We start from the raw sequence: 24,844 nt of genomic DNA on the forward strand, positions 1-24,844 counted from the left end.
GGACATCACCATGAAACACGCACGCATCTCTTACGAAGGCGTCATCCACTCCGTCACCGAAGCCGACGGCGCGCCGGGCAGCGTACTGCTGCCGGACGGGCGCGTCCTGGCCGAAGACGCGGTGACATGGTTGCCGCCCATCGAACCGCGCACCACCTTCACACTGGCCATCAATTACGCGGATCACGCCAAGGAACTGGCGTTCAAGGCGCCCGACGAGCCGCTGGGTTTTCTGAAGGCCGCCAACACGTTCGTGGGCCATCGCGCGCACACGCTGCGCCCGGCCGACGTGGCCTTCATGCACTACGAGTGCGAGCTGGCCGTGGTCATCGGCAAGACGGCGCGCAACGTCACGCGCGGGCAGGCCTACGACTATGTCGCGGGCTACACGGTGGCCAATGACTATGCGCTGCGCGACTACCTTGAAAACTGGTATCGCCCGAACCTGCGCGTGAAAAACCGCGATACCTGCACGCCGCTGGGCCCCTGGCTGGTGGACCGCGACGATGTGCCCGAACCCATGAACCTGACGCTGCGCACCACGGTCAACGGCGTTCAGACCCAGCTTGGCAACACGCGCGACATGGTGTTCGACGTGCCTGCGCTGATTGAATATTTCAGCAGTTTCATGACCTTGTCCCCAGGCGACCTGATCCTGACCGGCACGCCGGACGGCATCGTCAACGTCATGCCCGGCGACGTGGTCGTGACGGAAATCGAAGGCGTCGGAAGGCTGGTCAACACGCTGGCGCCCTTCCCGTCTTAACCCTAATCCGGACCTTCCATGCTAGACACCCAAACCGTACGCAGCATCGCCGCGCGCCTGCATGAAGCAGAACGCACGCGGACGCAGATCCGCCAGATTTCGCTGGACCATCCCGACATCGATATCGCCGACGCCTACGCCGTCCAGCGCGCCTGGATGGACATCAAGCTGGCCGAAGGCCGCACCCGGCGCGGTCACAAGATCGGTCTCACGTCCCGCGCGATGCAGCAGTCATCGCAGATCGACGAGCCCGATTTCGGCATGCTGCTGGACGACATGTTCTTCGAGGACGGCGGCACCATTCCCGCCGGCCGCTTCATCCTGCCGCGTCTGGAAGTCGAGCTGGCCTTCGTGCTGGGCAAGCGGCTGCAAGGCCCGCGCGTGACGCTGTTCCAGGTGTATGACGCGGTGGACTACGTGATCCCCGCGCTGGAGATCATCGACGCGCGCTCGCACGGCATCGACCCCGATACCAAGCGGCCGCGCAAGGTATTCGACACCATCGCCGACAATGCGGCGAACGCAGGCGTGGTGATGGGCGGGCGGCCTATAAAGATGGGCGATTTCGACCTGCGCTGGGTCGGCGCGATTTTGTCGCGCAACGCCGTGATCGAAGAAACCGGCGTGGCGGCGGGCGTCTTGAATCACCCGGCCAATGGCGTAGTATGGCTGGCTAACAAGCTGGCCGCCCACGACGTGGCGCTTGAAGCGGGCGAGATCATTCTGTCGGGTTCCTTCACTCGCCCCGTTGCCGCCCGGCCGGGCGACACCTTCCACGTCGATTACGGGGCGCTGGGTTCCGTCAACTGTCATTTCAACTAACACGGCACGCCGTCCATGGACATCCTGACCAATACCTTCAAGCAAGCCTTGCGCGACCGCCAACCCCAGATCGGCCTGTGGGCTGGCCTGGCCAGCGCCTACACATCTGAAATCATTGCGGGGGCCGGCTTCGACTGGCTGCTGATCGACGGCGAACATGCGCCGAACACCTTGCAGACCACCTTGTCGCAATTGCAATCCGTGGCCGCCTATCCGGTGGCGCCCGTGGTGCGCCCGGCGTGGAACGACCCGGTGCAGATCAAGCAGATCCTGGACACCGGCGCGCAGACCTTGCTGGTGCCGATGATCCAGTCCGCCGACGAAGCGCGCGCGGCCGTGGCGGCGGTGCGCTATCCGCCGGCCGGCATCCGGGGCGTGGGCAGCGCGCTGGCGCGTTCCTCGCGCTGGAACCGCATCCCCAACTACCTGGAACGCGCCAACGATCAGATGTGCGTGCTGGTGCAGATTGAAACGCCGGCCGGCATCGACGCGCTGGACGACATCCTGGCGGTGGATGGCGTGGACGGGGCCTTCATCGGCCCGGCCGATTTGTCCGCGGGCATGGGCTTTTTAGGCCAGCCGGACCACCCCGAGGTGCTGGCAACCATCGACCAGGCCATTGCGCGCATCGTGCGGTCGGGCAAGGCCGCGGGCATCCTGCACAGCGGCGTGGCGCAGGCCAAGCACTACCTGTCGTTGGGCGCGACCTTCGTGGCAGTCGGCGTGGATGCCGTGTTGCTGGCGCGCGCGGCGGAAAACCTGGCCGGCGAATTCAAGGACGTGCGGCCGGTGGCGGCGGGCAAAGGCCCCTACTGAATCCGCGACGCATCAAACGCGCAGAAAAAAAGCGCACCGACTAATTCCGGTGCGCTTTTTGTTTGGACCTGACCGTGATCAGGATCGGCCGGCCACGCTGCCGCCGCCGTCCACGCCCAGCACCTGGCCGGTAATGAACCCCGCGTCGTCCGACAGCAGGAAAGCAATGGCGGCCGCCACTTCGGCCGGCGTGCCCAGGCGCTTCATGGGCACGGAGGCCAGCGCGCGCTTTTCGCCATCGCTACCTGCCGGGCGGGTGGCGCGGAACATTTCCGTTTCAATCGGGCCGGGCGCAACCGCGTTGGCGGTCACGCCGTATTCGGCCAGCTCAAGCGCCCACGTGCGGGTGCAGCCCACCAGTGCGCTCTTGGCGGCCGAGTACGCCGTACGGTCCAACCCGCCATGGATGGCGCGGCTGACCACGTTGACGATGCGGCCGGCGCGGCGCACCTTCATGGATTCGATGAACGCCTGGGTGACCTGCACCGCCACGCGCACATTCAGGTCCAGCACGTTGTACAGCGTGGCCAGGTCGATTTCGCCCAAGGGCTGCGGCGACGCAATGCCCACGTTGTTGACCACGGCGTCCACCGGAAACTTCTCGCGGATTTCGCGCAGCACTTCCTCGGTGCGGCCGGCGTCAGCCAGGTCACAGGCATACAGATAGCCGGGAAAGTCCACATCGGTGGTGTTGCGCGCAATGCCGACCACATGACAGCCCATGTCGGACAGACGCTGCGTCAGCGCCCAGCCTATGCCCTTGGTGGCGCCCGTAATGAGCACACATTTGTCCTTCATGGATTGAAACCTCGTCGTCAGATTGCTGGGTCAAAAACGGGCGCGTGGGCGCCCGGTGTTCCAAGTAGACACCATCCGGGGATGGCTGTCTTGTAAATTGCGTAGCAATTTCTGCCCACCGGACACCCGGCCAAAATCGGCCAGGTCGGGCGGCGATACGCTCAGGCGTCGCGGCTGACCGGCACGCGTGGCGCCAGGGCGCACAGCAATTCGTAGCCGATGGTGCCGGCGGCCTGTGCCACTTCGTCCACCGAGGGGCCGTCTTCGCCCCACAACACGACGGGCGCGCCGACACCGGCGGCGGGAATCGGGTCCAGGTCGACGATCAGCATGTCCATCGACACGCGGCCGACCAATTGCGTACGGATGCCCGCCACGACCACGGGCGTGCCGGTGGTGGCGTGGCGCGGGTAGCCGTCGGCGTAGCCGCAGGCGACGATGCCGATCCGCATGGCGCGTTCGGCGCGGAAAATCGCACCGTAGCCCACGGAATCGCCCGCCTTCAGTTCCTGCACGGCGATGATTTCAGAGGCCAGCGTCATGGCCGGCTTCAGGCCGAAGGACGCGGCTTCGGCATCCGCGAACGGCGACGCGCCGTACAGGCAGATGCCCGGGCGCACCCAATGGGTCTGCGTGGGCGAGCTGACGGCGATGTCGGCAAAGCGCAGCGTGGCGGCCGAGTTGCAGACGCTGATGGTGCCGGGCATCTTATGCGTCACCGAATTAAACAGGGCCAGCTGCTCGCTCACGCCCTGGGGGCCGTCGGCGCAGGCAAAGTGCGTCATCTTGCCCACCGACCCCAGCGTGCCCTGCTGCTGTAGCAACATGGCGCGTTCATGGGCAGCGGGGTAGGAAGCCGGGCTGAAACCCAGGCGGTTCATGCCGCTGTTGAGCTTGAGCATGACATCCACGCGCCGGGTGAAACGGGCGCGCGACAGCATGTCCAGCTGCTCGCGATTGTGTACCGTGGTGCTCAGGTGATAGCGGTCGACCAGATCCAGGTCGGCGGGTTTGAAGAACCCTTCCAGCAGCAGGATCGGGCCGCCCCAACCGGCCTCGCGGCAGCGCACGGCCTCGTCCAGGTCCAGCATGGCCAGGCCCTGCGCCTTGGAAAACCCCGTCACCGCCTGCTCGATGCCATGGCCGTAGGCATTGGCCTTGATGACTGCCCAGATGGACGGCGGCAACCCGCCCGCGGCGGCGGCGGTCTGTTCAAGATGGTGGCGCACGGTGGCAAGATTGTGCGCAAGCGCGGAGACGGAGACGGTGGCGGATATGGGGCGCGGCATGGTGTGGGATCCTGTGGCGCTTAAGTCTAACTGATCGCCGCCCGAGAGGGAGGGCATCTGCAATGACATCTCTGATGGCATCGCGCCCCCAAAGGCGACTACTCTAAAATGGTGCGATCCCGTCCCGGGACCGCCCTCTGTACCGCTATCCATGTCCATCGATCACTACGAGAACTTTCCCGTCGCCTCGCTGCTGTTGCCGCGCAGGCTGCGCGGCGCCGTGACCGATATCTACCGGTTTGCCCGCGCCGCGGACGATATTGCCGATGAAGGCAGCGCGTCCGACGAAGAACGGCTGGCGCAACTGGCGGCTTTCCGCACCGAACTGCACCGCATCGGCGCCGAACCGGGCGTGACGCCCGCGCCGGGCTTGCCGCCGCTGGCCGACATCTTTACGCCGCTGGCCAAGACCATCGCGCGCCATCAACTGCCCATCACGCCGTTCTACGACCTGCTGTCCGCATTCGAGCAGGACATCACCGTCAAGCGCTACGAAGACTACGCCACGCTTGCCGACTACTGCACGCGCTCGGCCAACCCGGTGGGCCGCCTGATGCTGCATCTGTTCGACGCGTGCAGCCCCCAGGACGTGGCCGAAAGCGACGCCATCTGCACCGGCTTGCAGCTGGTGAACTTTTGGCAGGACGTGCGGGTCGATTGGCACAAGCAGCGCGTGTATCTGCCGCAAGAAGACCTGCGCCGCCACGGCATTACCGAAGAAGACCTGGCGGCGTGCCGGCTGACCCCGCAATGGCGCGAGCTGATGGCCTTCGAGGTCGAACGCACGCGTGCGCTGCTACACTTCGGCGCTCCGCTGGCGCGCCGCCTGCCCGGCCGCATCGGCCTGGAGCTGCGCCTGGTGGTGCAAGGCGGGCTGCGCGTGCTGGAGCGTATCGAGGCGAGCGGCTACGATGTATTCATGAACCGCCCCGAATTGGGCGCCAAAGACTGGGCCATCATGCTGTGGCGCTCTATCAAGTAACAGGCCCTGCCTATCTATGACCCCTGACGAATATTGCCAGGAGAAAGCCGCCAAAAGCGGTTCCAGCTTCTACTACTCATTCCTGTTCCTGCCGCCCGAACGCCGCCGCGCGATCACGGCGCTTTACGCCTACTGCCGCGAAGTGGACGACGTGGTCGACGAATGCACCGACCCGTCGCTGGCCCGCATCAAGCTGGCCTGGTGGCGCACGCAGGTCGACCAGATGTTCGACGGCAAGCCCGATCACCCCGTGACGCGCGCGCTGCAACCGCACCTGCAAACCTGTTCCATCACCCGCGAACGCTTGCTGGCCGTGGTGGACGGCATGGAAATGGACCTGGACCAGACGCGCTACCTGGACTGGCCCGGCCTGCGCAAATACTGCTGGCACGCGGCCGGCGTGGTGGGCGAATTGTCCGCCGGCGTGTTCGGCTATAGCGATCCCAAGACGCTGGTCTATGCCGAAAAGCTGGGCCTGGCGTTCCAGATGACGAACATCATCCGCGACGTCGGCGACGACGCGCGCCGGGGCCGCATCTACATCCCGGTCAACGACATGCAGCAATTCGAGGTCAAGGCCTCGGACATCCTGAATGGCGAATACTCCGAGCGCTTCAGCGCGCTGATGAAGTTCCAGGCCGATCGCGCCCGCGAACTCTATCGCGAAGCCATGAGCAACCTGCCCGAGGTCGACCGCCGTTCGCAGCGGCCGGGCTTGATGATGGCGGCCATCTACTACGCGCTGCTTGATGAAATCGAGCGCGACAACTGGCAGGTGCTGCACCAGCGCATCTCGCTCACGCCACTGCGCAAGCTGTGGCTGGCCTGGAAAACGTGGGTGGGCGGCGGACGCGGACTGGTCCGCCGGCTGGCGCGGTGAAGGCGGCGGTAATCGGCGCGGGCTGGGCCGGCTTGGCGGCCTGCATCGCGCTGCGCGAAGCCGGCGCCAAGGTCACGGTGTTTGAAGCCGGCCACACGCCCGGCGGCCGCGCGCGCCGCGTCTTCCATGAATCGTTTGAAGCGCCGCTGGACAACGGCCAGCACATTTTGTCGGGCGCCTACCGGCATACGCTGGCGCTGATGCGCCGCGTGGGCCGCAACCCCGATGCGCTGCTGATGCGCCGGCAGCTGCGGCTGGCCAGCCTGGACGGGCGCTTTCGCCTGTCCGCGCCCCGGCTGCCCGCGCCCCTGCACATGGCCGCCGCCTTGCTGTTTGCACGCGGCCTGAGCTGGGCCGACCGCTATGCGTCGCTGCGCCTGATGCGCGGTTTGAAAGCCATGTCCTGGTCACCGCCGCGCGACTGGACGGTGCTGCATCTGCTGCACTATCACGCGCAGTCCGATGCGCTGATCCGGCAGCTTTGGGAACCGCTGTGCCTGGCGGCGCTGAACACCCCATGCGCCACCGCCAGCGCCACGCTGTTCGCGCGCGTGTTGCGCGACAGCCTGGCGGGCACGCGCGAAGACAGCGATCTGCTGCTGCCCTGCACCGACCTGTCGGCGCTGTGGCCCGACGCCGCGGCGCGCCAGGTCACCATGCGCTACGGCAACACAGTGCGCCAGCTGCATCCGTCGGACGACGGCATTGTGGTCAACCAGGAACGCTTTGACGCCGCCGTGCTGGCCGTGCCCCCGACGTACGCGGCTCGCTTGCTGGACGCGCCCTTGCGCCAGGCCGGCGCGACCGGCCTGCTGGAAGCGCTAAAGGCCTTTGACTACCTGCCCATCGCCACGCTGAACGTGCGCCTGGCCGAACCCTGGCGGCTGCCCGAGCCCATGATGATGCTGCGCGAGGAAGCCGCGCGCGGGCATGTGGGGCAATGGGTTTTTGACCGTGCGCAATTGGCGGGTGACGCCAAGGCGGGCGAATTTGCCGTGGTGGCCAGCGCCGCCACCAGCATCGCCGAACGCAACCGGCGCCAGGTGATCGAAGCGCTGATCGACCAGGTGGCCGAACAGGCGGCGCGCCATCCCGCGCGTTTGCCCGCCATGCCAGAAGTGACGGCGGCCGAACTGCTCATTGAAAAGCGCGCCACTTTCGCGGCGGTGCCGGGCGTGACGCGCCCGCTGAACACCACCCCATGGCGCACGCTGGCCCTGGCGGGCGACTGGACCGACACCGGCTACCCCGGCGTGCTGGAAGGCGCGGTGCGCAGCGGCCTGCAAGCCGCTCGCGTGTTGAACCCCCGCGCCGATTAACGCGTGAACGCGGCGGGCGCAAGCCCGCCGCCCGCGCGTAGCGGCAGGGCTTGGCCGTAGCGCTTGGCCGTAGCGCTTGGCCGTAGCGCTTGGCCGTAGCGCTTGACCGTAGCGCTTGGCCGTAGCACCTAACCCCAGCGTTTTGCCGCGGCAGTTAAACGTGGCGCCTGACGCCTACCGCCTTACGCCTAACGCCCTGCGCATCGCGCATCGCGCCTTGCCCCTAGCGCAGCCAGTGCACCGTGGCGATGCCCGCCGCCGTCAGCGCCAAGGACCCCGCCAGACTCACCCCCGCATAGCCCAGCGCCGTACCATACGCGCCGCGTTCAAGCATCGATACGGTTTCCGCCGAGAAGGTGGAAAACGTCGTCAAGCCTCCCATGAACCCGGTGATGGCGCCCAGCCGGATCCACGTCGGCCATTCGGGGTGCCCGGCCACCAGCGCCAACGCCACGCCCACGAAATAACCGCCCGCCAGATTCACCGTGAACGTGCCCCATGGCCACGACTCGACGTTCAACCACAGGCTGACCAGCCAACGCGTCCAGGCACCCAGCACGGCGCCCAGGCCCACGGCCAGGAAATTCAACGGGATCAGGGTTTGATAGGCAGACATAAGTCGGGGCGCCTGACATCGGCTGGCGCGCAAGGCAAAAGACCAGCAGCAGCATAACGCGCCCAAGGCGCAGCCGCGCAACAACCGTCAACGCGCAGCGGCGTAGGGATCGTCAACGCGCCGGCGCGTGTGAACCGTCAACGCGCCACCCGCTTTGCCCCCGCGCCGCCTTCGAAATCGATTGAAATCAGCGTCCGTGAACCGCCCGGCCTTTTATACGAGTAATTCTCATTAAATGTTAGAATCCGCCGCTTCAAACCGAATCCCGCATGGACAGTCAACCCACTCCACGGCGCCGGGCCTACTGGCTCAAGACGCTGCATCAATGGCATTGGATCAGCTCGGCACTATGCCTGCTGGGCATGCTGCTGTTTGCCGTCACCGGCCTCACGCTGAACAACGCGTCGCACATCGAATCCCGTGCGGTGGTAACGAGCCGGCAAGCGCAATTGCCCGGCCCCGTCCTTAAGCAACTGACCGCGCCGTCCGGCCAGAAAAAGGCGCCGTTGCCGGCCCCTGTCGCACGTTGGCTGGACGATACGCTGGATGCCGGGGCCGCGGGCAAGGCCGCCGAATGGTCCGCCGACGAGGTCTACCTGTCATTGCCCCGCGCGGGCGGCGACGCCTGGCTGTCCATCGACCGCGCCAGCGGCGATGTCGAATACGAGCGCACCGATCGCGGATGGGTGTCTTACCTGAACGATTTGCACAAGGGCCGCAACACCGGCCTGGCCTGGAGCTGGTTCCTGGACATCTTCGCCGTTGCCTGTCTGGTCTTTTCGCTGACCGGGCTGGTGCTGCTGAAGATGCACGCCGGCAACCGCAGCGCCACCTGGCCCATGGTGGGGCTGGGCGTCGTGATTCCCGTCGTCCTGGCGCTGCTCTTCATCCACTGATGCTCGTCCCCTGATTCCTTCGATCCGCCCCTGGAGATTTCCATGCGCAAACTGTTGTTGTCGGCCCTCTTGGCCGGCGCGATCGCCCGAACGGCCAATGCGGCCGACATCGGCCTGTCCATCGAGGTGCCGCGCCTGGATGTGGCCGAATACCACCGCCCGTACGTCGCGATCTGGATCGAAAACCCCGACCAGAGCGTGGCCGCCGACCTGGCCGTCTGGTACGACGTGGCCAAGAAGAACAACGAAGGCACCGAGTGGCTCAAGGACATGCGCCAATGGTGGCGCCGCAGCGGCCGCAACCAGCAGTTCCCGGTGGACGGAGTCAGCGGCGCGACCAAGCCCGTGGGCAAGCACACGCTGAGCTTTGACGCGGCCTCCAAGCCCTTGGCATCGCTCAAACCCGGCCAGTACGCGGTCGTGGTGGAAGCGGCGCGTGAAGTCGGCGGCCGTGAATTGGTGCGCATTCCCTTCCAGTGGCCCGCGCAAAAGGCCGAACAACTGACCGCGCAAGGCGAACACGAATTGGGCGCCATCGCGCTCAACCTCAAACCCTGATGCCCCACATGCCTTCAAGGACCGCAACCATGAAATCCGCCGCCAAACTGGCCGCCGCCCTGGCGCTGTGCCTGCCCTTTGCCGCCCACGCGCATGACGTGTGGATCGTGCCGTCGTCCACCGTGCTGTCGGGCACCGACAGCTGGATCACCGTTGACGCCGCCGTCGGCAACGACAAGTTCTACTTCAACCATGCGCCGATGCGCCTGGACGGCCTGGCCGTCATCGCGCCGGACGGCAACCCCGCCGAAGCCGAAAACCTGAACCGTGGCAAGCTGCGCAGCACGTTCGACCTGCAACTGAAGCAAAGCGGCACGTATCGCGTGGCCGTGGTCAACGACGGCGTGTTTGCGCGCTGGAAGGAAGACGGCAAGAACAAGCGCTACTTCGGCAAGGTCGAAGGCATGGCGCAGGCGGTACCCGCCAACGCGCAAGAACTGGAAGTGTCCCAAAGCCTGGGCCGAGTCGAAACGTTCGTGACGGCGGGCAAGCCGTCGACCATCAAGCCGGTGGGCCGTGGCCTGGAGCTGGCGCCGGTCACGCACCCGAACGATTTATTCACGGACGAAGCGGCCAGCTTCCAGATGCTGCTGGACGGCCAGCCCGCCGCCAACCTGGAAGTCAACGTCGTGCCCGGCGGTAGCCGCTATCGCGACAAGGTCGGCGAGATCAAGCTGACCACCGACAAGGACGGCAAGTTCTCGGTCAAGTGGCCGCAGCCCGGCCTGTACTGGATCGAGGCCGGCATGGAAGACGGCAAGGTCAGCGTGCCGAAGGCAACCAAGCGCCGCCTGTCCTACGCCGGCACCGTCGAAGTGCTGCAACCCTGAGGCGCGCGCGTGTCGGCAGCCCGGTCCTATGCGCCTAGCGGCACGGCGCCCCCCGCCGTGCGCGTAAGCTATGGCGCCATGCCGGCGGCGCGCCCCGCATCGCCAGCGTTGTCAGCATCGCCAGCGTTGTCAGCGTCGCCAGCCTTGTCAGCGTTGCCCGCCGTGGCCACGTGGTCCGCGCCGACCGCGCTGCCTGCCCCGCCCGCACAGCCCGCGCTGGCAGCGTTGGCGGGCGCGACCATGGGCACAACGTGGTCCGCACGCCTGGCGCTGCCGGCCGGCATCGACAGTGACGCCGCGCGCCGCGCTATCCAGGCGGCGCTGGACGACGTCGTGGCGCAGATGAGTACCTGGGAATCGGCCTCCGACATCACGCGGTTCAACCGGGCCCCAGAAGGCTGGCAGGTGCTGCCCGACGGTTTTTTCTACGTGCTGCGCCATGCCCTGGCCTTGGCCGAGGACAGCGGCGGCGCGTATGACCCAACGGTGGGGCCGCTGGTCAACGCCTGGGGCTTTGGCGCGCATCAGCGCGCGTTTGAACCGCCCTCGCCTGCCGCCATCGACGCGGCGCGCGCGCGCTGCGGTTGGCGCCGCGTGCCGCTGGACGTGGCACGGCAAGCCGCCATGCAAGCCGGCGGCACATATCTGGATCTGTCTTCCATTGCCAAAGGCCATGGCGTGGACCGCGCGGCCTTGGCGCTGGACGCGCTCGGTATCTCGCAATACCTGGTGGAAGTGGGCGGCGAATTGCGCGCGCGCGGCAGGCGGCCCGATGGCCAAGCCTGGCGCGTCGCGATCGAGGTGCCGGATGCCAGCGACGAGCACGCGCTGGCCTTGCCCCTGCAAGACCTTTGCATCGCCACGTCCGGCGACTATCGGCGACACGCTGGCAGCGGCGACGCACGCTATGCCCACACCATCGATCCGCGTAGCGGGCAGCCGGTGCGCAACAACGTGGCGTCCGTGTCCGTGCTGCACGCCGAATGCATGCAGGCGGACGCGCTGGCCACGGTCTTGACGGTGCTGGGCGAGGCCGACGGCCTGGCCTACGCCCGCCGCCACGACCTGGCGGCCCTGTTCATCCTGCGCGACGCCCACGATTACCGCGTCGTCGCCACCCCGGCGTTTCAGGCGCTGGCCCAAACTTCCTGACCCGATGAGCCCTACCCGATTGTTCGCCGCAGCGTGCGTGGTGGCAGTGTGGCTGCTGCTGTGCCTGTGGGCGTGGCGCCGCGCGCGGCGGCATCAGGCCAGCCAGGCGCGGGCGCTGGCCGCCTTGAGCCTGAACGCCGACTGGGGTTCTGATTCCGATGCCGTGCTGATCGCATATGCCAGCCAGACCGGCTATGCGGAGGCCCTGGCCGAACAAACCGCGCAATCACTGCGCGCGGGCGGCCTGACGGTGCATGTGGCGTCGCTGGGGCAGCTGGATGTGGCGCGCTTGTCGGGGCAATCGCCCGTCTACCGCCGCGTGCTGTTCGTGGTCAGCACCTATGGCGAAGGCGATCCGCCCGACGCCGCAGCCGCCTTTGCCAGCCAGATGCAGGCCGCGCCCTCGCGGGCATTGGCCGGTGTGCAGGTTGCGGTGCTGGCGCTGGGCGATAGCGAATACACGCGGTTCTGCGGTTTTGGGCATCAGCTGAACGACTGGCTGCACGCCCAGGGCGCTACGCCCTTGTTCGACATGGTGGAAGTGGACAACGGCGACCCCGCTGCGCTGCGCCACTGGCAACATCACCTGAGCCTGTTGACCGGCCGCAGCGACCTGCCCGATTGGCAGGCGCCGGACTACGAACCGTGGCGGCTCGCAGCGCGCACGCTGCAAAACCCCGGCAGCGCAGGCGGGCCTTGCTACCTGTTGACGCTAACCCCGCCGGCCCACGGCACGCCAAGTTGGCTGGCTGGCGATATCGCGGAAATCGGCCCCCGGCTGGAACGCGACGGGCCGCTGCAAGCACACCGCGAATATTCCATTGCGTCGCTGCCGGAAGAGGGGGCCATTGACCTGCTGGTGCGCCAGATGCCCGGGGCAGACGGCGGCCTGGGCGTAGGTAGCGGCTGGCTGACACAGGTGGCGCAGGTGGGCGATCAGATCGATCTGCGCGTACGCACCAATCGCAACTTCCATGCGCCGGACGATGGCCGCCCGATGATATTGGTGGGTAACGGCACCGGGCTGGCTGGCCTGCGCGCGCTGATCAAGGCGCGACGCGCGGCGGGGCATCGGCGCAACTGGCTGATCTTTGGCGAACGCAACGCCGCGCACGATGCGTTTTGCCGCGCCGACATCGACGTCTGGAAAGCGGACGGCACGCTGGAACGCGTGGACACCGTTTATTCGCGCGACCAAGCCCAGCGCCGCTACGTGCAACACGTGCTGCGCGAGCAAGCCGATGCGTTGCGCGCCTGGGTGGCGGACGGCGCCGCCATCTACGTCTGCGGCAGCCTGCAAGGCATGGCGTCCGGGGTAGACGCGGCACTGCAAGACGTGCTGGGCGACGACGCCTTGCAGGCGTTGCTGCACGCCGGCCGTTACCGGCGCGACGTGTACTAAGGCTACGGCGCTGCGCCCGACACTATCGCAGCCGGGACCTGCCGCAGCCCGGCCCCAGTTGCTGATTGCGGCTTGGTCTCGCGCGGATCGATCTCATTGCAGCTTGATCGCATCGCAGCTTGATCGCATCACAGCCGGCCCGCATCGCAGCCAGATCTCATTGCAGCTTGATCTGCGCGCGGTCGATCACCGTTTTCCAGCGGTCGCGTTCCGTGCGAATCTGTTCCGCGAATTCCGCCGGCGTATTGCCCAGTGCAAAGGCACCCGTTTCCTCCATCTTCGCCGCCGTGGCCGGGTCGCGCACGGCTTGCGCAAACGCCTGGGCCAGCTTGTCGCGCACATCGGCGGGCATGCCGGCCGGGCCCACCACGCCGTACCAGGCCGTGACGTCGTAGTCCTTGTAACCCTGCTCGGCGAACGTCGGCACATCAGGCAGGCGCGGGTTGCGCTCGGTGCCCGTGATGGCCAGCGCGTGCAGATGCTTGCTTTTCACATACGGCAGCGACGACGGGAAATTATCGAAGATGACCGGCACCACGCCGCCCACCGTATCGGTTAACGCCGGCGCCGAGCCCCGGTACGAAATGCTGTTCATCTTGCCGCGGATGATCTGCAAGAACCAGATCATGCCCAAGTCGTTCACCCCGCCCGCGCCCGCGTTGGCGTAGCCGTCCTTGTTCGGATTGGCGCGCACGTGCGCCACAAAATCGGCCAGCGTCCGTGCCGGATAGCTCGGGTTGACGCTAAGAATATTGGGGCTGGTGACCAGGTTGCTGATCGGCGTGAAATCCTTGACCGGGTCGTAGGCCAGGTTGGGGAACAAGTGCGGCGCGGTGCCGTGCGTGCTGACGGTGGCCAGGCCCACGGTGTAGCCGTCGGGTTTGGCGCGCGCCGTGGCCGCCATGCCGATGGTGCCGGACGCGCCGGTACGGTTTTCCACCACGATCTGCTGGCCCAGGATCTCGCCCGCCTTGGCCGCCGCGACACGGCCGACGATGTCGGTGGGGCCACCCGCCGGGAACGGCACGATAAGGGTGATGGGATGGTCCGGGAACGCGGCGTGGGCGGTGGGCAACAGCGCCGCCAGCGCCAGGGTAATCAATGTCTTTTGCATCATGATGGGTTTGTCTCCTTGGGGTTTTTGTATGTAGCTTCGCGCCGCAAGATCTTGCCGGGGCGGTTCATGCCCGGCGTTTCCGGGAATACCGGTTGGCCATTGACCAGCACGTGTTCCACGCCAATGGACGGCAGCGTCGGCGCGTCCCAGGTGGCGCAATCGCCCACGGTGTCCGCGTCGAACACCACGATGTCCGCCCAGGCGCCCACGCTGAGCCGGCCGCGCCCGGACAGCCCGAACACGCGCGCGGGCAACGCCGTCATCTTGGCCACGGCGGCTTCAAGCGTCAGCAATTCGGCCTCGCGCACATAGCGGCCCAGCACCCGCGTGAAGCTGCCCCACAGGCGCGGATGCGGGTGCGCATCATTGGGCAGGCCGTCCGACCCGACCATGCAGCATTCGTGTTGAAAGATGCGCTGCACTTCCGTCTCGTCCATGGCGAAGTAAATGGCGCCTGCCGGGCACAGCCGCTGTGCGGCCTGCGTCTTGTCGCAGCCCCAGCGCGCGGCAATGTCGGCCAGCGATTCGCCGCTGCATTCCGGATGCGGTACCGACCACGTAATGCGAATGTCGTCGATGCTGTCTGCGCGTTCGGGAATCAGGATCGTCGAGCTGCCGGGATACGGGTAGATGTCCAGCGCCACGTCGATGTCCTCGGCGCGCGCGCGGTCGATGTTGGCCAGCGTGACGCGGCTTTTGCCCCAGTTGCGCGGCATCATGCACTTGTGGTGCGACAGCACCGTGGCGCAGCCCGTGTTGCGCCCGACGGAAAGCACCTCGTCCACGGCGGCTTCAACCTCGTCGCCTTCGTTGCGGATGTGGCTGGTGTGCAGCGCGCCGTGCGCGGCCGCCACGCGGGCCAGGCCGTCCAGTTCATCTTGTTGCGCGGCGCCGCCCGGCTGGTAGGCCAGCCCTGTGCTGAAACCCACCGCGCCGGCCGTCAACGCATCGTCCAGCATGCGCTGCATGGTGTCCTGCTCGTCCGGCGTTGGCGTGGCGGTCGGGTCGCGCATGGCGGCCAGGCGCAGGTTGGCGTGGCCCACCAGCGCCGCGACGTTGATCATGGGTTGCTGCGCGCGCAGGGTATCGAAATAGGCGTGCATGTCGGCAAACAGCGGCGTTTCGCCCAGCAGCGCCAAGGCCGCCGCCGTATTGCCCGGCAAGGGCGCGGGCGCGCCGCTGACGCCGCAATTGCCCACCACCACCGACGTAATGCCCTGGCTGGTCTTCCACGGCAAGCCGGGCTTTTCCACGAACATCAAGTCATCGTGACCGTGCGAATCGATGAACCCGGGCGCCACGATCTTGCCGCGCGCATCGATGCGGCGCGTGGCCTGGACCTGGGCCAGGTCGCCGATGGCCGCCACGCGTTCGTCTTTCACCCCTACGTCCGCCAACCGTCGCGGGCCGCCCAGGCCATCGATGACCGAGCCGCCTTCAATGATCAGATCCAATTTTCCGTGTTGCATGTTCGTCCCGCCTGGATGAAGCCCCTAGTATCGTCCGTCCGATCAATCTGGAAAAATTGTTTTTATTGATCCATCTATCGTTGTTTGAAATGAATCGCCTGCCCAAGCATGTCACCTTGAAGCACCTGACCGCGTTTGTCGCGGTGGCCCAGGAATCCAGCTTCACGCACGCCGCCAAGCGGCTGTTCCAGACCCAATCGTCCGTGACCAGCCTGGTGCGCCAGCTGGAAGACGCGCTGGCCACGCAGCTGTTCGCGCGCACCAGCCGGCGCGTGCTGCTGACCGCGGCGGGCGAAGAATTTTTGCCGCGCGTGATGCGCTTGCTGGCCGATTTTGATGGCGTGATCGAAGACGTGGTGCGCTATGGCGCGCTGGAGCGCGGGCGCGTGGGCGTGGCCGCCGCGCCATCGGCCATCACCGAAATCATCGCGCCGGCGGCGGCCGCATTCGCGGCCCAATATCCCGCCGTGCGCCTATACCTGAGCGACGACAATTCCGGCCGCATCCAGCGCAAGGTGGCGGCGCGCGAAGTGGACTTCGGCTTGACCAGCCGGTGGGCCGATGCGCCCGGTCTGCACTTTGAACCCTTGCTGGAAGACCGCTTCGGCGTGTTGTACCGGGCCGATGACCCGCATCTGAAGCCGGGGCGGGAGGGCACGATGCGCTGGTCGGACCTGGCGGGGCGCAAATTGGTGGGGGTGGTGGACGAAACCGGCATCATGGCGCTGCTGCGCGCCCGCGCCGACTTGCCGATCGAGGCCGGCGCACCGTTCTACGAAGCGTCCAGCACCACGTCGCAGGCGGCGCTGGTCAAGGCCGGGCTGGGCGTGGCGCTGTTGCCGGCGCTGGCCGCCGCCCGGGTACAGGAACCCGGCTTGGCCTATGCGCTGCTGGCGCGCCCGACGGTGGTGCGCACGGTGTGCGTCATCCGCCATAAGGAATACCCGACAAGCCCGGCGGCGCAGGCGTTGATCCGCGCGATCCACGATTACCTGCGCGGCGCGCCACTGCCCGCCGGGTGCAAGCGCGTGCCTGCCAGCCGCAAGACGCTGGCCGAAATGCCGCTGACCTAAATGCTGCTGAAATAAATGCCGCTGACCGAAATGCCGCTGACCTAAATGCCGCTGACCTAGCGGAGGCGACTGCGCTATCCGCTATGCGTGGCCGGCGCGCAGCTTTTCGTCCAGCGCCGCCAGGCCCGCCGCGAACACATTCTGCCCCACGGCATGGGCCACATCGGCAAGCTCGGCGCCTTCGACACGGAAGTCCGCCCACCATTGCACCAGCGTGTGTTCGCCCGATGGCAGCCCCGATGTCTGCTCAGACTGCGTGATGCGATGCAAGGACACGCCCGCCGTGTAGTCGCGCATGGGCAGGTCGGTTTCAATGATCGAATAGCGCAGCGCCGCGTTGGGGTCGTCCAGCATCAACAACTGTTCGCGCACAAAGCCCGATGGTTTAAGCGCCAAATACCGCACGCTGCCCACCGCGTCATGGTGCCCGTCCGCTTCCAGGCGGCTTTGCGCCACGCCCGGATGCCAGGCGGCCAGGCCGTCGAAATCGCGAAAGCACGGCCACACCTGTTCAAGCGGTGCGTGGATAACGGCACTGACGAAGACGGTATGCGACATGAGAACCTCAGAAGGTCAGGTTTTTGAATTCGCGGGTGGCGGCGGTCAAGGCCAGTTCCGTGGGCAAGCGTTCCATCGAACTGGCGCCGTAGAAACCATGGCATTGCTTGCAGTGGCGCAGCACGTAAGCGGCGTCCTCGGGGGTGGCGATGGGCCCGCCGTGGCATAGCACGATGATATCCGGACGCACCGCCAGCGCGGCATCGGCAATGCGGTCGATGGCGGCAACGCAATCGTCCAGCGTCTGCGACGTTTCCGCGCCGATGGACCCGCCCGTCGTCAGGCCCATATGGGCCACGATGATGTCCGCGCCCGCTTTCGACATGGCGACGGCGTCGTCCTCGTTGAAAACGTACGGCGTGGTCAGCATGCCCTTTTGATGGGCCAAGCGGATCATGTCGACTTCCAGCGCGTAGCCCATGCCGGTTTCTTCAAGGTTGGCGCGGAACGTGCCGTCGATCAGGCCGACGGTGGGAAAGTTCTGCACGCCGGCAAAGCCCTGGCGTGTCAGGTCATCCAGGAACACATCGAAATCGCAGAACGGATCGGTGCCGTTCACGCCGGCCAGCACGGGCGTCTTCTTGACCACCGGCAGCACTTCGCGGCCCATGTCGACCACGATCTCGTTGGCGTTGCCGTAGGCCAGCAAGCCGGCCAGCGAGCCGCGTCCCGCCATGCGATAGCGGCCCGAGTTATAGATGACGATCAGGTCGATGCCACCCGCTTCCTCGCACTTGGCCGACAAGCCCGTGCCCGCGCCACCGCCGACGATAGGCGTGCGGGCGCGCACCATGGCGCGAAACTTGTCCAGCAGTTCGTTACGGTCAAAACGCGGCATGGGGCCTTCCTTAATGGGTAGCGAATTCAATGGATAGCGAATTCAACGGGTAGCGATGTCAAGAAATTGGTCCACCGCCGTCCTGGCGAACAGCGGGTCGTTGATATGGCACGGCACGCGCACCAGGCGGCGGTCGGCGGTCTGCACCACATTGGCCTCAAGCGCCGCGAACAAGGCGGCGTCGGCCTCGGGGTTCCAGAACGCCTGGCCCGGTGCATCCAGCGCTGATACGCCGCCTTCCGGTATCAAGAAGCGCACGGGTCCATTGCATTGGTTCAGCTTCTCGGCGATCCACTCGCCCTGCCGTCGATTTTCCTCGACCGTGGTGCGCATCAGCGTCACCTGCGGATTGTGCGGATAGAACTGGCGGCCCTGATAGCGCTCGGGAACGGTGTCCATGCCGCCAAAATTGACCATGTCCAGCGCGCCGCAAGACCCCACATAGGGCGCGCCCGTGCGGGCCACGGCGCCGAAGCGGTCTTGCGTGCAGGCCAGCACGCCGCCAAAAAGAAAGTCGCAGACTTCGGTGGTCGTCAGGTCCAGCACGCCGGCCAGCAAGCCGCTGTCCAACAGCTTTTCCATCGACTGCCCGCCCGTGCCCGTGGCGTGGAACACCAGGCAGTCATAGCGCGATTCCAGCAGCGGGGTCACCTGCTGCACGCAGGCCGTCGTGACGCCGAACATGGTGATGCCCACGGCGGGGCGGCCATCATCGGCTGTGGCGCTGGCCGCGGCCATGCGATGCGCGCCGGCAATGGCCCCCGCCGCATTGGCCAGCACGCGGCGCGAAATGCGGTTCAGCCCGGCCACGTCCGTCACGGAATACATCATTGCGATGTCGGACGGGCCGACATAGGGCGCGACGTTGCCCGATGCCATCGTGGACACCATCACCTTGGGCGTGCCGATGGGCAGCGCGCGCATGGCCGGCGCGATCAGCGCCGTGCCGCCGGAGCCGCCCAGGCCCAACAGCGCGCCGATGCCGGCGTGGCCGGCCACGTAGCGCTCGAACGCCAGCGCCATGGCGGCGATGGCCGTGCCGCGATCGCCGGTGAACACGGCGTCCGCCCCGCCCGGGTGGCTGGCGGCGACGTCGCGCGCCTGAATCTGCGCGGCACTGGGCGCGCCCGTGGTGGACACGTCCACCGACACCACGTCCACGCCGTCGCGGCGCAGCAGGTCCACCACGTACTCGGCTTCCTGGCCCTTGGTGTCATAGGTGGCGGCAACAAATACCCGCCGGTTCGAATGCGTCATGGCTCCTCCGCGGGCGGCTACACTCGGTGCGCGCCTCGATATGTGAGGCCCTGAAGGCCTGTGTAGAATCAAGAAATGAGACGAAAGAATCATACTGAGACGCCTGTCTCACGTCAAACTCCCGCCATCCCGGCCAGCCGTTCGGCCACGAGCGGCACGGCGCGGCTGATCGCGCCCGCCAGCCGTCAGGCCGAGGCCAGCGGCGAACCGCCGCACGGGCCGCGCGCCCGCATGCGCAAGACCTTGCTGGACGCAGCGCAACAGCTGATGGCCCAGGGCATCACCCCGTCGGTAGCGGAATTGGCGGAACATGCCAAGGTGTCGCGCGCAACCGCGTATCGCTACTTTCCCAGCCAAAGCGCGTTGATCGCGGCCGTGGTGGACGAAAGCCTGGGCCCCATCCTCGCCTGGGATTCCGACTCGTCCGACGCAGCCGCCCGTGTCGACGAACTGCTGCGCTTTGCCTACCCCCGGCTGGCGTCCCACGAAGCGCCGCTGCGCGCGGCCATCATGGTGTCGCTACAGCAGCATGCGCAAGCCAGCGCCGGCAAGGACGCCGCCGAGCCTCGACTGGTGCGCGGCCATCGCGTCGACATCCTCAAGCGCGCCATCGCGCCGCTGGCGCAGACATTGACATCCGCGCAACAGGACCGCGTGGCGCAAGCGCTTTCGCTGGTGTATGGCACCGAAGTGTTCCTGGTGTTGAAAGACATCTGGCAACTGGACCTGCCCGCCGTCACGGACGTGGTGCGCTGGACGGCCAACGCCATCATCACGCAGGCGCTCGCCGAAGCGGGCGCGGGCGCGGGCACCGGCGCGGGCTCGGGCGTGGGCAAGGCCAAGGGCGGCAGCACGCGCAAGCGTTAGGCACCCGCGTCGTATCGCGGTGGCCTGCTGTCATGCCCGCGTCACCCGTCGTGGGCATAGTTCGGCGTTTTGCGGCCCGCCGTTGCGGGTCGCCAGACGTTGGAGTGTGTCCATGCAGTTCGAAGTATCCCGCGTGCGGCGGGCCATCTTGCCCCTGTCGCTGGCTTGCGTCACCTTGTTGAGCGCTTGCGGTGGCAGCGACGACGACGATGAACCCGTCGCGCCCCCCACCCCGCCTGTGGTGACCGAGCCGGCGCCGCCGGTCGAGCCCACCAAGCCCGTCGAAACCGGCGCCTGGACCACGGGCGACCTGCACGTGCACACCTATCAGTCCGACGACGCGCAGGTCAGCCTGGAAAGCGCGCTGGACCAGGCCTTTGACCGCTACCAGCTGGACTGGGCGGCCATTTCAAACCACCTGCGGCTATCGGGACGCGACCATACCGGCACTACGCTGGCAGGCGGCGCCATCCCGTTTTCCACCGGCATGGCGCAGTATGAAGTGCCGTTCATCAAGACCGCGCAGGCCGCCGGGCGCTATGCCGACAAAATCATCTTCTCGTCGTTCGAATGGGACATGCCGACGCATGACCACGTGAACATCGGCATCGGCACCGACGACCCGCTGTCGGACAAGTCGCTGCAAGCCGTGGCCGAATTCGAATACCTGTTCACCAACCGCGCCCCTGCCCTGTTCGACCCCTTGCTGGTGTCGCGCCTGGCGGGCCAGACGCGCGCCTACACCACGCATGCCGATTCGCTGGCGGCGTTGGCGTGGCTGCGCGACAAGCACCCCGACAGCTACATGCTGCTGAACCACCCGTCGCGTTATGCGGGCAAGTACACCGCCGCGCAGCTGCGCGAAATGAATGACCTGGCGCCCGGCATCTTCTTCGCCATCGAAGGCATGGTCGGCAACCAGATGGAACCGGATCGCGGCGGCTACGCCACGGCCTACACCAACGCGTTCCTGCCCAACCGCACGTACGGCGGCGTGGACTATCTGGTGGCGCACCTGGGCGGCACCTGGGACGCGCTGCTGGGCGAAGGCCGACGCATCTGGACGGTGGCCGATTCCGACTTCCACTTCCGCACCGCCTCAGGGCTGTACAGCTCGGGCTACGCGCCGGGCGAATACGCCAAGACGCATGTGTGGAAGGACGGCGACGACATGAAGGCGGTGGTGGCCGGCTTGAAAAGCGGCCGGGTCTTCGGCGTGTTCGGCGACCTGATCGATGCGCTGGACTTCCAGGCGCAAGGCTCGGCCGGCGTCGTGCACATGGGCGGCGAACTGCAAGCCACCATGGGCGAAAAGGTGGAAGTCACCATCCGCTTTCGCAGCCCGGACAGCAACCATTACGAATACCCGATCGAAAGCGGCAACCCCACCTACGTCAAGCCCACCGTCAACCACGTGGACCTGATCGTGGGCGACGTCGGGGCACGCGCCGCCGCCGGCACCCCGGGATATGACGCCGACACCAACCCGTCCACCCGTGTGCTGGCCCGCTACACACGCGCCGACTGGACGGTGGACGCCGACGGCTACAACGTCATCAAGACCACGATCACGGCAGACAAGAGCCAGTACCTGCGTTTGCGCGGCACCAATCTTGGCGTTGACGTTACCGGCGAGACGGCGGCCGGTGAACCGCTGCCCGACGCCAAGGTGGACCTGGCCGACAACGTCGCGCGCTTTAACGCGATCAACGCGCGCAACTACAACGATTTGTGGTTCTATTCGAACCCGGTGTTCGTGACGGTTGCGCAGTAAGTCCTGCACAGAGCGTAAAAAAAGCCTGGCATTTTTCAATGCCAGGCTTTTTGTTTACCGAAACGCTACCGGTTTACTGCAACGTGCGGGTGAACACGAATTCCCCGTCGCGCCAATCCACCGGCACGACATCGCGCGGCCCGAACTTGCCTTCCAGGATCAGGCGCGCGACCGGGTTTTCGATCTGCTGCTGGATGGCACGCTTCAAGGGGCGTGCGCCAAACACCGGATCGAAGCCGGAACGCGCCAGTTCCGCCAGCGCGGCCTCGGTGACTTCCAGCCGCATCTCCTGCTTTTCCAGCCGGGCGCCAAGGCGGCGCAACTGGATCCGGGCGATGGACTCGATGTGCTGCGCTTCCAGCCCATGGAACACCACCACTTCGTCGATACGGTTCAGGAACTCAGGACGCAGGGTCTGCTTGAGCTCGCCCCACACCACTTCCTTGACCACGTCGTACGGCTGGCCCGCCAGGCTCTGGATGTGATGCGAACCCAGGTTGGACGTCATCACGATCACCGTGTTGCGGAAGTCCACCGTGCGGCCCTGGCCATCGGTCAGGCGACCGTCGTCCAGCACTTGCAGCAGCACGTTGAACACGTCCGGATGCGCCTTTTCGACTTCATCCAGCAGCACCACGCTGTACGGCTTGCGACGCACGGCCTCGGTCAGGTAGCCGCCCTCTTCGTAGCCCACATATCCGGGCGGCGCACCGATCAGCCGCGCCACCGAATGCTTCTCCATGAACTCGCTCATGTCGATGCGAATCAGGTGCTCTTCAGAGTCGAACATGAACTCGGCCAGCGCACGCGTCAGTTCGGTCTTGCCTACCCCGGTGGGGCCCAGGAACAGGAACGATCCATAAGGCCGAGCCGGGTCCGCCAAGCCCGCACGCGAACGGCGGATGGCGTCCGACACCAGGCGCACGGCCTCGTCCTGGCCGACCACGCGCTTGTGCAGGAATTCCTCCATGTGCAGCAGCTTTTCGCGTTCGCCCTGCATCATCTTGGACACCGGAATACCGGTGGCGCGCGAGACGACTTCGGCGATCTCTTCCGCCCCCACACGCGTGCGCAACAGACGCGGACGGCCATTGTCGCCCTCTGCGTTTTCCGCGGCCTGCGCGGCGCCCACTTCGGCGGCCTTCAGGCGCGATTCCAGGTCGGGCAGCTTGCCGTATTGCAGTTCGGCCAGCTTGTCGAATTGGCCCTTGCGCTGCAATTCCGCCATTTCGGCGCGCACGCTGTCGATCTCTTCCTTGATGGCCTGCGTGCCTTGCACGGCGGCCTTCTCGGCCTTCCAGATTTCCTCGAAGTCGTTGTATTCGCGTTGCAGCTTTTCCAGCTCGTCTTCGATGACCCCCAGGCGGCGCTTGGAGGCGTCGTCGGTTTCCTTCTTGACGGCTTCGCGCTCGATCTTCAGCTGGATGATGCGACGGTCAAGCTTGTCCATCACTTCCGGCTTGGAATCGATTTCCATGCGGATGCGCGCGCCGGCCTCGTCAATCAGGTCGATGGCCTTGTCGGGCAGGAAGCGGTCGGTGATGTAGCGGTGCGACAGCTCAGCGGCGGCGACGATGGCCGGGTCGGTGATTTCAACACCGTGGTGTATCTCGTAGCGCTCTTGCAGGCCGCGCAGGATGGCGATGGTGGATTCCACGTCGGGCTCGTCCACCAGCACCTTCTGGAAGCGGCGTTCAAGCGCGGCATCCTTTTCGATGTACTTGCGGTATTCGTCCAGTGTGGTCGCGCCAATGCAGTGCAGCTCGCCGCGTGCCAACGCGGGCTTGAGCATGTTGCCCGCGTCCATCGCGCCCTCGGCCTTGCCCGCGCCGACCATGGTGTGCAGCTCGTCGATGAAGACGATGTTGCTGCCGTCGTCCTGGCCCAATTCCTTGAGCACGGCCTTCAGGCGTTCTTCGAATTCGCCACGGAACTTGGCGCCGGCCAAAAGCGCCGCCAGGTCCAGCGACAGCACGCGCTTGCCGCGCAGGCTTTCGGGCACTTCGTCGTTGACGATGCGCTGCGCCAGGCCTTCGACGATGGCGGTCTTGCCCACGCCGGGTTCGCCGATCAGCACGGGGTTGTTCTTGGTGCGGCGTTGCAGGATCTGGATGGTGCGGCGGATTTCATCATCGCGGCCGATCACGGGATCCAGCTTGCCCTGGCGCGCGCGCTCGGTCAGGTCCAGGGTGTACTTGGACAGGGCTTCGCGGTTGGATTCGCCTTCGGCGCCGGACACGTTTTCGCCCCCGCGCACGGCGTCGATGGCGGCTTCCAGGGCTTTCTTCTGCAACCCCGCTTCGCGCAGGATGCGGCCGGCCTCGCCTTTGTCTTCGGCCAGCGCCAGCAGGAACAGCTCGCTGGCAATGTAGGTGTCGCCACGGCGCGCGGCTTCCTTGTCGGTGCGGGTCAGCACCGCGTTCAGGTCGCGGCCCACTTGCACGTTGTCGTCGCCCTGCACTTGCGGCAACGACTTCATCGCTGCTTCAAGCGCGGGGGTCAGGCGGTTGACCGCCACGCCCGCTCGCGCCAGCAGGCTGCCCGCGCCGCTGTCCGGGTCGGATAGCAGCGCCGACAGCACGTGCACGGGCTCGATATAGGGGTGGTCGTTGCGCGCGGCCAGACTTTGGGCGTCGGCCAGGGCTTGCTGGAACTTGGTGGTTAGTTTGTCGAATCGCATAATGGTCGTTTGGCTTGTTGGAGAGCCTGACCGATACGTGCCGGCTGGCTCGATACCCTGAATATGTGGCCGGATGACAAAATTT

23 protein-coding genes are annotated in these 24,844 nt (G+C 66.4%); 14 read left to right on the plus strand and 9 right to left on the minus strand.

Annotated features, from left to right (window positions below; genetic code table 11):
* The first annotated feature begins 10 nt into the window (after positions 1–10).
* From YH64_RS13395 to hpaI, 3 genes are read left to right on the plus strand one after another with little or no spacing between them, the layout of a single operon-like run.
* A complete protein-coding gene (locus tag YH64_RS13395; RefSeq protein WP_046804729.1) occupies positions 11–766 on the plus strand; it encodes a fumarylacetoacetate hydrolase family protein in 756 nt (251 codons plus the stop codon).
* Between the two features lie 18 nt (positions 767–784).
* Positions 785–1,588, plus strand: coding sequence for a 2-oxo-hept-4-ene-1,7-dioate hydratase (gene hpaH, locus YH64_RS13400; RefSeq protein WP_046804730.1), 804 nt, complete (start codon positions 785–787; stop codon positions 1,586–1,588).
* A gap of 15 nt (positions 1,589–1,603) precedes the next feature.
* Complete coding sequence (gene hpaI / locus YH64_RS13405) at positions 1,604–2,404, plus strand: 4-hydroxy-2-oxoheptanedioate aldolase (protein WP_046804731.1); 801 nt, start codon at positions 1,604–1,606, stop codon at positions 2,402–2,404.
* Between the two features lie 78 nt (positions 2,405–2,482).
* Here the strand turns inward: hpaI and YH64_RS13410 are convergent, their stop codons facing one another.
* Positions 2,483–3,202 (minus strand): SDR family oxidoreductase, encoded by a 720-nt coding sequence (locus YH64_RS13410; protein ID WP_046804732.1) that lies wholly within the window; start codon positions 3,200–3,202, stop codon positions 2,483–2,485.
* A gap of 161 nt (positions 3,203–3,363) precedes the next feature.
* Positions 3,364–4,491: an alanine racemase gene (gene alr / locus YH64_RS13415; protein WP_046804733.1), complete on the minus strand. Its 1,128-nt coding sequence runs from the start codon at positions 4,489–4,491 to the stop codon at positions 3,364–3,366.
* A 151-nt stretch (positions 4,492–4,642) separates the two neighbouring features.
* Here alr and hpnC point away from each other — a divergent pair, with 151 nt between their 5' ends.
* Genes hpnC through hpnE form a run of 3 tightly spaced genes read left to right on the plus strand, consistent with a single transcriptional unit; the run spans position 4,643 to position 7,672 of the window.
* Positions 4,643–5,473: a squalene synthase HpnC gene (hpnC, locus tag YH64_RS13420; RefSeq protein WP_046804734.1), complete on the plus strand. Its 831-nt coding sequence runs from the start codon at positions 4,643–4,645 to the stop codon at positions 5,471–5,473.
* Positions 5,474–5,489: 16 nt separating this feature from the next.
* Positions 5,490–6,353 (plus strand): presqualene diphosphate synthase HpnD, encoded by an 864-nt coding sequence (hpnD, locus tag YH64_RS13425; protein ID WP_046804735.1) that lies wholly within the window; start codon positions 5,490–5,492, stop codon positions 6,351–6,353.
* On the plus strand, positions 6,350–7,672 hold the full coding sequence (hpnE, locus tag YH64_RS13430) for a hydroxysqualene dehydroxylase HpnE (RefSeq protein WP_046804736.1): 1,323 nt from the start codon (positions 6,350–6,352) through the stop codon (positions 7,670–7,672). The genes hpnD and hpnE overlap by 4 nt, the downstream gene beginning before the upstream one ends.
* 223 nt (positions 7,673–7,895) lie before the next feature.
* Here the strand turns inward: hpnE and crcB are convergent, their stop codons facing one another.
* Complete coding sequence (crcB, locus tag YH64_RS13435) at positions 7,896–8,288, minus strand: fluoride efflux transporter CrcB (protein WP_046804737.1); 393 nt, start codon at positions 8,286–8,288, stop codon at positions 7,896–7,898.
* Positions 8,289–8,557: 269 nt separating this feature from the next.
* On the opposite strand from crcB, the gene YH64_RS13440 reads away from it, so the two are divergent.
* The 5 genes from YH64_RS13440 to YH64_RS13460 all read left to right on the plus strand — a co-directional run bounded on the left by YH64_RS13440 (position 8,558) and on the right by YH64_RS13460 (position 13,126).
* Entirely contained in the window at positions 8,558–9,184 is a 627-nt protein-coding gene (locus tag YH64_RS13440) for a PepSY-associated TM helix domain-containing protein (RefSeq protein ID WP_046804738.1), read from the plus strand.
* Positions 9,185–9,226: 42 nt separating this feature from the next.
* The gene (locus tag YH64_RS13445) at positions 9,227–9,742 is read left to right on the plus strand and encodes a DUF2271 domain-containing protein (protein ID WP_046804739.1); all 516 of its coding nucleotides are present in this window, start codon (positions 9,227–9,229) and stop codon (positions 9,740–9,742) included.
* Positions 9,743–9,771: 29 nt separating this feature from the next.
* Complete coding sequence (locus YH64_RS13450; protein ID WP_046804740.1) at positions 9,772–10,572, plus strand: DUF4198 domain-containing protein; 801 nt, start codon at positions 9,772–9,774, stop codon at positions 10,570–10,572.
* A gap of 153 nt (positions 10,573–10,725) precedes the next feature.
* Entirely contained in the window at positions 10,726–11,724 is a 999-nt protein-coding gene (locus YH64_RS13455; protein ID WP_370512745.1) for an FAD:protein FMN transferase, read from the plus strand.
* A gap of 4 nt (positions 11,725–11,728) precedes the next feature.
* Positions 11,729–13,126 (plus strand): sulfite reductase subunit alpha, encoded by a 1,398-nt coding sequence (locus tag YH64_RS13460; RefSeq protein ID WP_046804741.1) that lies wholly within the window; start codon positions 11,729–11,731, stop codon positions 13,124–13,126.
* A 157-nt stretch (positions 13,127–13,283) separates the two neighbouring features.
* On the opposite strand, the gene YH64_RS13465 is transcribed toward YH64_RS13460, so the two are convergent.
* Both YH64_RS13465 and YH64_RS13470 read right to left on the minus strand, forming a co-directional pair.
* Complete coding sequence (locus YH64_RS13465; protein WP_143215378.1) at positions 13,284–14,240, minus strand: tripartite tricarboxylate transporter substrate binding protein BugE; 957 nt, start codon at positions 14,238–14,240, stop codon at positions 13,284–13,286.
* Complete coding sequence (locus YH64_RS13470) at positions 14,240–15,712, minus strand: amidohydrolase family protein (protein WP_046804743.1); 1,473 nt, start codon at positions 15,710–15,712, stop codon at positions 14,240–14,242. The genes YH64_RS13465 and YH64_RS13470 overlap by 1 nt, the downstream gene beginning before the upstream one ends.
* 89 nt (positions 15,713–15,801) lie before the next feature.
* On the opposite strand from YH64_RS13470, the gene YH64_RS13475 reads away from it, so the two are divergent.
* Positions 15,802–16,785 (plus strand): LysR family transcriptional regulator, encoded by a 984-nt coding sequence (locus YH64_RS13475; protein ID WP_046804786.1) that lies wholly within the window; start codon positions 15,802–15,804, stop codon positions 16,783–16,785.
* An 81-nt stretch (positions 16,786–16,866) separates the two neighbouring features.
* Here YH64_RS13475 and YH64_RS13480 read toward each other — a convergent pair whose 3' ends face one another.
* From YH64_RS13480 to YH64_RS13490, 3 genes are read right to left on the minus strand one after another with little or no spacing between them, the layout of a single operon-like run.
* Complete coding sequence (locus tag YH64_RS13480; protein WP_046804744.1) at positions 16,867–17,343, minus strand: SRPBCC family protein; 477 nt, start codon at positions 17,341–17,343, stop codon at positions 16,867–16,869.
* Positions 17,344–17,350: 7 nt separating this feature from the next.
* On the minus strand, positions 17,351–18,181 hold the full coding sequence (locus YH64_RS13485) for a phosphoenolpyruvate hydrolase family protein (protein ID WP_046804745.1): 831 nt from the start codon (positions 18,179–18,181) through the stop codon (positions 17,351–17,353).
* A 42-nt stretch (positions 18,182–18,223) separates the two neighbouring features.
* Positions 18,224–19,438 (minus strand): Tm-1-like ATP-binding domain-containing protein, encoded by a 1,215-nt coding sequence (locus YH64_RS13490; protein WP_046804746.1) that lies wholly within the window; start codon positions 19,436–19,438, stop codon positions 18,224–18,226.
* A gap of 165 nt (positions 19,439–19,603) precedes the next feature.
* Here YH64_RS13490 and YH64_RS13495 point away from each other — a divergent pair, with 165 nt between their 5' ends.
* Positions 19,604–20,305: a TetR/AcrR family transcriptional regulator gene (locus tag YH64_RS13495; RefSeq protein ID WP_255444419.1), complete on the plus strand. Its 702-nt coding sequence runs from the start codon at positions 19,604–19,606 to the stop codon at positions 20,303–20,305.
* A 112-nt stretch (positions 20,306–20,417) separates the two neighbouring features.
* A complete protein-coding gene (locus YH64_RS13500; RefSeq protein WP_143215373.1) occupies positions 20,418–22,079 on the plus strand; it encodes an S-layer protein in 1,662 nt (553 codons plus the stop codon).
* Positions 22,080–22,152: 73 nt separating this feature from the next.
* Here YH64_RS13500 and clpB read toward each other — a convergent pair whose 3' ends face one another.
* Positions 22,153–24,759, minus strand: a complete 2,607-nt coding sequence (gene clpB / locus YH64_RS13505; RefSeq protein WP_046804749.1) for an ATP-dependent chaperone ClpB — start codon at positions 24,757–24,759, stop codon at positions 22,153–22,155.
* Positions 24,760–24,844: the final 85 nt, after the last annotated feature.

It is taken from the genome of Achromobacter sp. LC458, assembly GCF_001005835.2.
Lineage (GTDB): Bacteria > Pseudomonadota > Gammaproteobacteria > Burkholderiales > Burkholderiaceae_B > Achromobacter > Achromobacter spanius_B.

Bases quoted from the DNA above. Each gene is read 5' to 3' on its own strand.
- YH64_RS13460 (WP_046804741.1), top strand. From the start codon at position 11,729: ATGAGCCCTACCCGATTGTTCGCCGCAGCGTGCGTGGTGGCAGTGTGG.
- clpB (WP_046804749.1), bottom strand. From the start codon at position 24,759: ATGCGATTCGACAAACTAACCACCAAGTTCCAGCAAGCCCTGGCCGAC.
- hpaH (WP_046804730.1), top strand. From the start codon at position 785: ATGCTAGACACCCAAACCGTACGCAGCATCGCCGCGCGCCTGCATGAA.
- hpnC (WP_046804734.1), top strand. From the start codon at position 4,643: ATGTCCATCGATCACTACGAGAACTTTCCCGTCGCCTCGCTGCTGTTG.
- YH64_RS13445 (WP_046804739.1), top strand. From the start codon at position 9,227: ATGCGCAAACTGTTGTTGTCGGCCCTCTTGGCCGGCGCGATCGCCCGA.
- YH64_RS13480 (WP_046804744.1), bottom strand. From the start codon at position 17,343: ATGTCGCATACCGTCTTCGTCAGTGCCGTTATCCACGCACCGCTTGAA.
- hpaI (WP_046804731.1), top strand. From the start codon at position 1,604: ATGGACATCCTGACCAATACCTTCAAGCAAGCCTTGCGCGACCGCCAA.
- YH64_RS13475 (WP_046804786.1), top strand. From the start codon at position 15,802: ATGAATCGCCTGCCCAAGCATGTCACCTTGAAGCACCTGACCGCGTTT.
- YH64_RS13470 (WP_046804743.1), bottom strand. From the start codon at position 15,712: ATGCAACACGGAAAATTGGATCTGATCATTGAAGGCGGCTCGGTCATC.
- YH64_RS13500 (WP_143215373.1), top strand. From the start codon at position 20,418: ATGCAGTTCGAAGTATCCCGCGTGCGGCGGGCCATCTTGCCCCTGTCG.
- crcB (WP_046804737.1), bottom strand. From the start codon at position 8,288: ATGTCTGCCTATCAAACCCTGATCCCGTTGAATTTCCTGGCCGTGGGC.
- YH64_RS13410 (WP_046804732.1), bottom strand. From the start codon at position 3,202: ATGAAGGACAAATGTGTGCTCATTACGGGCGCCACCAAGGGCATAGGC.
- alr (WP_046804733.1), bottom strand. From the start codon at position 4,491: ATGCCGCGCCCCATATCCGCCACCGTCTCCGTCTCCGCGCTTGCGCAC.
- YH64_RS13450 (WP_046804740.1), top strand. From the start codon at position 9,772: ATGAAATCCGCCGCCAAACTGGCCGCCGCCCTGGCGCTGTGCCTGCCC.
- YH64_RS13395 (WP_046804729.1), top strand. From the start codon at position 11: ATGAAACACGCACGCATCTCTTACGAAGGCGTCATCCACTCCGTCACC.
- hpnD (WP_046804735.1), top strand. From the start codon at position 5,490: ATGACCCCTGACGAATATTGCCAGGAGAAAGCCGCCAAAAGCGGTTCC.
- YH64_RS13465 (WP_143215378.1), bottom strand. From the start codon at position 14,240: ATGCAAAAGACATTGATTACCCTGGCGCTGGCGGCGCTGTTGCCCACC.
- YH64_RS13485 (WP_046804745.1), bottom strand. From the start codon at position 18,181: ATGCCGCGTTTTGACCGTAACGAACTGCTGGACAAGTTTCGCGCCATG.
- YH64_RS13490 (WP_046804746.1), bottom strand. From the start codon at position 19,438: ATGACGCATTCGAACCGGCGGGTATTTGTTGCCGCCACCTATGACACC.
- YH64_RS13440 (WP_046804738.1), top strand. From the start codon at position 8,558: ATGGACAGTCAACCCACTCCACGGCGCCGGGCCTACTGGCTCAAGACG.